The sequence below is a fragment of the Streptomyces sp. NPDC051133 genome (genome assembly GCF_040682635.1).
Classification (GTDB): domain Bacteria; phylum Actinomycetota; class Actinomycetes; order Streptomycetales; family Streptomycetaceae; genus Streptomyces.
Genome location: NZ_JBFBBK010000064.1, coordinates 39977 through 45976 on the forward strand (window position 1 = coordinate 39977; position 6000 = coordinate 45976).

Below are 6000 nucleotides of genomic sequence, written 5' to 3' on the forward strand. Positions count from 1 at the left end.
TGGTCCGCGAAACGCCCGCGCGAATCGAGGAGACCGGCCGGGCACGTACTACGGCAAGACCAGCCAGCGCTGGGAGTCGCCGAAGGTGCACCGTGCGACGTGGACGTTGTCGTTCGCCAGCCGTGCCAGGCATGTGCCGCTCACGCTGTTCACCAGCTGCGTACCGTTCGGTGTCTCGATGACGGACCACAGTGCCGCCTTGTCCGCAGCGGCGCAGGGCTTCATGGTCACCTGGCCGTTGCGCAAGGTGAGACACAGCCTGGTCGCCACCTGCCGCAGTGCGGTGAAGTCGGGGGTTCTGCTCCAGATCCACTTCTGGTAGTCGCCGCTGTTGCATCCGGTGACGTACACGCCTCGATCGGCCCTGAAGTCCAGGCACTTCAACGGCTCGACCTGATTCTCGAAACGGGTGGTCACCGACGCCGCGTTCGCCGGGCCACTGCTCAGGCCCACTGCCAGCACGATTCCTACTCCCACCGCGGCCAGCCGGTTCACAAGCACGAGTCCCCCTCTGCCCGGCTCCATGGGCCGAGATCACGTCGAGGCCTGTTCCGCTGAACCGGAGACTACCGGGTACGCACCCACTTCCATCAGCGCCCGATCCGACATCCGGCATCACATTCAGGACTATTCCGGACCCCGCCGCATGGTGCCGCCACAAGGCGTTCCCCGAGTTGTCGAGGGCCGCCTGGGCGGTCACCGCGACCGTCACCCGGTTGCGCGGGCCCGTCCAGGAGCCCTTACAAGCGGCCCTGACCGTTGTCTTCACCCTCTGCGTGGTGGGTGGTCGACCTGCGACTGCGCAGGCGTTCCAGAAGGGCGCCGCCCAGCACGACAAGGCCGACGGCGATGGCCTTGCTCGCCTGGTAGCCGAGCATCGGGTGGTCCGCGGCCTCGGACGGGCCGAAGAACGCCCACAGCGCCAAGGCGATCCCGGCGAGGACAAGGACGAGGGCGCCCACCGGACCGATCCCCCACCACCACGGCGCCTGAGGGTGAGGTCCGTCAGTCTGATCGTGCTTGCCGGTCGCCATGATTGATCTCCTCGTCCTGCGGGGCGTCTTGCGGTGCGGATGGTTGCGGTGAAGGGGTTGCGGTGGGGGTATTGCGACGGGGTGCGATCGCGGTCGTCCGCAGGCGCCGTGATCACACGGGAACCATCATGATCGTCCCGATCCCGAAGGGGAGGACGGGTCGAGAGGGGCACGCGTTCCCGACCCCGACCGAGCGAGCGCCGGGTCCCGGACACGGCGGCCGAGGGCGGCGATGGGAGTGCGGCCGACGCAGAGACTCGGCTCAACGGCGCGACGGTCCAAGCCTGTTGCGAAAGTGGTCCTCTGTCAGACCTGCCTGGGATGCTTCGAGCATGGAGATGACAGTGCAGCTGACGATCGACTGCTCCGATCCGCAGAGAATGGTGGCTTTCTGGGCCGAGGCGCTGGGCTACGTGCCTGAGCCTCCGCCGGGTGGGCACGCCACGTGGCGTGCCTACTGGGCGGCAGTGGGAGTGCCCGAGGCAGAACTGCCGGCCGGTGCCGGGGACATTCCGGAGTCGATCATCGATCCCGCGGGACGTGGACCGAGGGTGTGGTTCCAGCAGGTTCCGGAGCCGAAGGTCGCCAAGAACCGGTGGCACTTCGACCTGAAGGTCGGTGGGGGTCGTGACGTCCCGCTGGACGTCCGCGCACAGCGGGTCGACGCTACGGTGGAACGGCTGGTCAAAGCTGGTGCCACCGTGCTGCGGATCAGGAATGAGCCGGACACGGGGCTCTACGCCGCCGCCATGCAGGATCCCGAGGGCAACGAATTCGATGTCGTCTGAGGACCGTTGTGACGGACGGCGAAGGACCAAGCCCGGGCCCGATCACGGCCTCCAGTACTGGGCGAGCGCCCCTTCCCGGTACGGGGCCGGGCTGACGCTGAGCTCACCGGCGAAGGGGCGGTCCAACACGAAGACCAGGAGCAGGCTGAAGCCGACCAGGCCGGCGACCGAGGCGACGAACAGGAGCTGGACCCGCAGCTTGCGCATGCCGTACAGGAAGGTCAGCGGGATCAGCACGATCGCTCCGCCGAAGGCCAGGACCTGCAGCAGCGGCGGGAGTTCTTGCTGCGCCATGGTGATGCGGGCGCGACGCTGGGAAGCGACGTCGTCGAGATGGCTGACCGCCTGCTCGTAGAAGACCTCCTCACGCTGCCCCTTCGGCTCATACGTCTGCAGCACCTCGAAGGCGGCCTGCAGATGACTCTCCGTGGCACCGTAGCCGGGGTGCCCGGCACGCATCCGGGGCCACTGGTCCTCCACGACCGCGTGCACGTAGCCGCTCAGAGCGGAGTCGAGGCGGGTATGGACCGGGGCCGGAAACGCGGCGGCGTCCCGGGAGATGAGCGCCGCGTCGGTGGCCTCGGACGCGACGATCTTCTGCGTGTCCTCCAACTGCGTCCACAAAGTGACGATCACGAACGCGAGGATGATCCCGTAGATCGCGCCGAACATCCCAAGAGTGACACCGACCATGTCATTGTGCTCACCACGCGCCACCGACGGATACCTGCGGCGCAGCAGCACACTGCCGGCCAGCGCCACGAGGACGCTCCCGCCCACAGTGACGACGGCAAGGGTGACGGTGCTGAAATGGTTGAGCAGCCACAACGACATGAGCGCGGAGTCTAGGCCTGGCAGAGCTCCCCTCCGGCACCCCGATCCCGCACAACCGCGGTGGGTCCGCGCGGGGTTCACACCAACGAGTGAGGCACCGTGACGGCCCCTGCGTACCCCGCGAACGCCTCAGGAGAGGGGCCTTCGGCCGGAGTTGCGCCCGCCTTCTGTGGCCCGGCGGTCAGGGCTGGTTCTGCGTACGGTGCACGAGGAGGCTGCCCAGGTGGGTGCGGTGGTGGATGACGGCACGCCCGTCCCGGAACGTGGTGATCAGGCCCGCGCCGCGCAGGGCGGTGGTGTGGGCCGAGGCGGTGGCGTTGCTGACGCCGAGCCGCCGGGCCAGGTCACTGGTGGTGTGCTCGTGTTCGAGGAGCAGGAGGATCGCGAAGCGCGTGCGGCCGAGCACCTCGGAAAGTGAGGTCTCACCTGCGGACGGGTGGAGCGGCAAGCCGGGACCGGCCGGGTAGGTCACGGCCACGGGGTGGTCTGGCAGGTCGGAGATGAGAGGGTTGCCGGTCCAGTGGAAGGTGGGCAGGAGCAGCAGCCCCCGGCCCTCCGGCCGGATGTCGAGTCCGTCCGGCGCGTCCAGTTCCCAGACGCCGCCGAGCAGCCGGGAGCCGGGGACCAGGTCGGTGAGGGCGACGCCGATGCCGTGCTCGGCGACGGTCACGGCATGACGGGTGAACTGCGCTTGATGCAGGTCCTGTACGGCCGGCCAGACCTGACGCAGTACGGCTTCGAAGGCGGCCTGCTGCGCGCGGCTGAGGATCTGCCAGGCGTCAGCGTCGCCCCGGTGCAGGTCGCGGACCCAGGGCGGGGGCGGAGAAAGGCTCGGGATGCCGGCGTAGACGCGCTCGAGTTCGGCGCGGACCGGCTCCGGGCGCCAGGACCGGGCGGCTTCGAGCCCGTCTTGCAGCGTGTCGCGCAATACATCCAGGAAACCAGGGGCCCGCCCCGCGTGTACGAGGTCCCTCAGTGGAAGCGCCGCGCCGTCGGACGCCCGCTGCCCCGGCACCTTCCGCGAGCGCTGGATCCGGCACGAGTGGGCATGTACGGGCACTCGGCGGGCGGCACGGCGGCTGCCCAGGCCGCGTACGAGGACCGCCGCATCCGCGCGGTGGTCAACCTGGAAGGCTACTTGGACCATCCGTCGGACCGGCCCGGCGAGCCGGCGCCGCTTGTTCCCGTGGCCCGGTACGGAATGAACCGGCCGATGCTCCTGCTGGGCACCGACGGCTTCCGCGACGCGGACATCGACCGCTCCTGGGCGGCCATGCTCGACCACCCGAACCGGCGCACCCGCCGGCGGCAGATCGACGACGCGATGCACTGGGTGATCAGCGACTTCGCCGCTATGGTCCCCCAGCTCCAGGCGGACGGGCTGATGACCGTCGAAGGCCGCGACCGGATGGTGGGGGCGCTCGACCCGGCGTGCTCGATACCGATGGTGCGCGACTACGTCCTCACGTTCTTCGAGCGCAGTCTGTCCAGCACATAGGGAGCGGTGCGGCACGGCTGCATCACGGCGCACGATGGAGGGAGCGCTTCACTCCGGCCCTCGTCGCCGGAGGAAGCGCTCGGTCACGATCGATCACGACTCGGTACGCGCCCTACGCCCGGCCCGGCTACGGTCCCGTGCCGGCGCGGTCGGCGGAGTCAGCGGTCGGCGGAGTCGGCGAAGTCGGCGCTGGAGCAGGTGACGGCCCAGGCCGCCTCGATCATCCGGAAGATCTCCTCCACCGCTGCCTGCGGGTCGGCCGCCTCTCGGGCCAGCGCATAGGCGTCGATCACGAACCGCGCGATCGCCCGACAGGTCGTCGTGGTCCGCGACAGGCCGGGATCGGCGGCGATGGCGGTGGCCAGCGACTCGGCATGGCGCAGTCTCATCGATTCCTCGTACTCCCGCAGGGCGGGTGACTGGTCGATCATGTGCCAGACCGGGGCGGCGCTGTCCGCCGTACAGTGCCGCACCAGGGCCTGGACCTCGCGACGCAGCGCGGGAATCAGCGGCTCGTGCGGCCCGCGGTCGCTGACCGCCCGGATGAGGCGCTGCTCGAAGTCCTCGTCCTGCTCGAACACCAGGGCCTCTTTCGAGGCGAAGTGGGAGAAGACCGTGGTGACGGCCACGTCGGCCTCGGCGGCCACGTCACGGATGCCCACCGCGTCGTACCCCTGTTCCAGGAAGAGCCGCAGGGCGGTGTCGGCGATCTTCTGGCGGGTCGCGGCCTTTTTGCGCTCGCGGCGTCCGGACGGCACGTCGGTCATGTCCTGACGCTACCAGATACGAAACAACAACCGTTTCGAAACACTAACCGTTAGGGCTATGCTCGGCTCCATGAAGACAGTGAGCTTCGCCGCCTTCGGCGGTCCGGACGTACTGCAACTGATCGACGCCGAGGAGCCCCACGCGGGCCCTGGCCAGATACGCATCGCCGTGCGGGCGGCGGGCGTGAACCCCGCCGACTGGAGAATCCGCGAGGGCCAGATCCTCAAGGCCCATCCGGTCGAGCTGCCCTCCGGGCTCGGACTGGACGCCTCCGGCGTGGTGGACGAGATCGGCGAGGGCGTCGAAGGGATCGAAACCGGCGACCCCGTGTTCGGCGAAGGCGTCAACACCTATGCCGAGTACGCCGTGCTGACAGCCTGGGCCCATATGCCCCAGGGCCTGTCGTTCGAAGAGGCGGCCGGCTACCCCAGCGTGGTGGAGACCGCACTGCGCATCATCGGCGAGGTCGGTGTGCGGTCCGGGGAGACTCTGCTGGTCAGCGGCGCGTCCGGAGGTGTCGGATCGGCGGTGCTGCAGATCGGGTAGTCCTGGTTCTCCGCCCCAGCCGTGCCGATCACCGTGATGCCGCGGTCGCGGGCGTCTCCATCGCCGACCTCACAGCGCCCGAGTTCGGCGTCCGCTTCTCCGGTACGGCGGGGAACATGCCGGACGCCCTCAGCGAGGCCGTCGGCCTCATCTCGCGGGGAAAGCTCCACATCCCCGTCGCGAAGAGGTACACGCTCGCCGAAGCCGCGGCGGCACACATTGACAGCCAGGCCGGCCACACACGCGGGCGCCGGGTCCTGGTCGTCTGACGGTCGGCTGCGCCGTCGGCGACCCGCCGTAAGAGGCGACGTGAAGGATCAGCCTACGGGGGTGTGACCCGGTCGGCCGGACGGGGGCGAGAGGCGCGCACGCCGGGCGCGACCGGCCGGGCCGACTCCGCCTCACGTTCGGCCGGCCGGCTGTTGACCGGCCGCCGTAGTCGGCTCAGTAGGCCTGGTCAGTACTGCCAGGGGCCTGGTCAGTAGGCGGAGTTGACGTTGTCGATGGAGCCGTAGCGGTGTGCGGCGTAGTT

Annotated in this window: 7 protein-coding genes and 1 pseudogene; 3 read left to right on the forward strand and 5 right to left on the reverse strand. The window is 69.4% G+C overall.

Going from position 1 to position 6000, the window contains the following annotated elements:
- Positions 1 to 48: 48 nt before the first annotated feature.
- Both AB0N17_RS39675 and AB0N17_RS39680 read right to left on the reverse strand, forming a co-directional pair.
- Entirely contained in the window at positions 49 to 501 is a 453-nt protein-coding gene (locus tag AB0N17_RS39675; RefSeq protein ID WP_366016530.1) for an RICIN domain-containing protein, read from the reverse strand.
- Positions 502 to 740: 239 nt separating this feature from the next.
- Positions 741 to 1034, reverse strand: a complete 294-nt coding sequence (locus AB0N17_RS39680) for a hypothetical protein (protein WP_366016531.1) — start codon at positions 1032 to 1034, stop codon at positions 741 to 743.
- Between the two features lie 332 nt (positions 1035 to 1366).
- Here AB0N17_RS39680 and AB0N17_RS39685 point away from each other — a divergent pair, with 332 nt between their 5' ends.
- Positions 1367 to 1822: a VOC family protein gene (locus AB0N17_RS39685; protein WP_366016532.1), complete on the forward strand. Its 456-nt coding sequence runs from the start codon at positions 1367 to 1369 to the stop codon at positions 1820 to 1822.
- A gap of 42 nt (positions 1823 to 1864) precedes the next feature.
- Here the strand turns inward: AB0N17_RS39685 and AB0N17_RS39690 are convergent, their stop codons facing one another.
- Together AB0N17_RS39690 and AB0N17_RS39695 are read right to left on the reverse strand one after the other, a co-directional pair.
- Entirely contained in the window at positions 1865 to 2656 is a 792-nt protein-coding gene (locus AB0N17_RS39690; RefSeq protein ID WP_366016533.1) for a DUF4239 domain-containing protein, read from the reverse strand.
- 181 nt (positions 2657 to 2837) lie between these two features.
- Positions 2838 to 3584, reverse strand: coding sequence for a winged helix-turn-helix domain-containing protein (locus AB0N17_RS39695; RefSeq protein ID WP_366016534.1), 747 nt, complete (start codon positions 3582 to 3584; stop codon positions 2838 to 2840).
- 30 nt (positions 3585 to 3614) lie between these two features.
- On the opposite strand from AB0N17_RS39695, the gene AB0N17_RS39700 reads away from it, so the two are divergent.
- Complete coding sequence (locus tag AB0N17_RS39700; protein ID WP_366016535.1) at positions 3615 to 4154, forward strand: hypothetical protein; 540 nt, start codon at positions 3615 to 3617, stop codon at positions 4152 to 4154.
- A 158-nt stretch (positions 4155 to 4312) separates the two neighbouring features.
- On the opposite strand, the gene AB0N17_RS39705 is transcribed toward AB0N17_RS39700, so the two are convergent.
- Positions 4313 to 4921, reverse strand: a complete 609-nt coding sequence (locus AB0N17_RS39705; RefSeq protein WP_366016536.1) for a helix-turn-helix domain-containing protein — start codon at positions 4919 to 4921, stop codon at positions 4313 to 4315.
- A 70-nt stretch (positions 4922 to 4991) separates the two neighbouring features.
- Here AB0N17_RS39705 and AB0N17_RS39710 point away from each other — a divergent pair.
- Positions 4992 to 5737 (forward strand): annotated as a pseudogene (locus AB0N17_RS39710) (NADP-dependent oxidoreductase).
- Positions 5738 to 6000 lie beyond the last annotated feature (263 nt).

Bases quoted from the DNA above. Each gene is read 5' to 3' on its own strand.
- AB0N17_RS39680 (WP_366016531.1), bottom strand. From the start codon at position 1,034: ATGGCGACCGGCAAGCACGATCAGACTGACGGACCTCACCCTCAGGCG.
- AB0N17_RS39685 (WP_366016532.1), top strand. From the start codon at position 1,367: ATGGAGATGACAGTGCAGCTGACGATCGACTGCTCCGATCCGCAGAGA.
- AB0N17_RS39690 (WP_366016533.1), bottom strand. From the start codon at position 2,656: ATGTCGTTGTGGCTGCTCAACCATTTCAGCACCGTCACCCTTGCCGTC.
- AB0N17_RS39705 (WP_366016536.1), bottom strand. From the start codon at position 4,921: ATGACCGACGTGCCGTCCGGACGCCGCGAGCGCAAAAAGGCCGCGACC.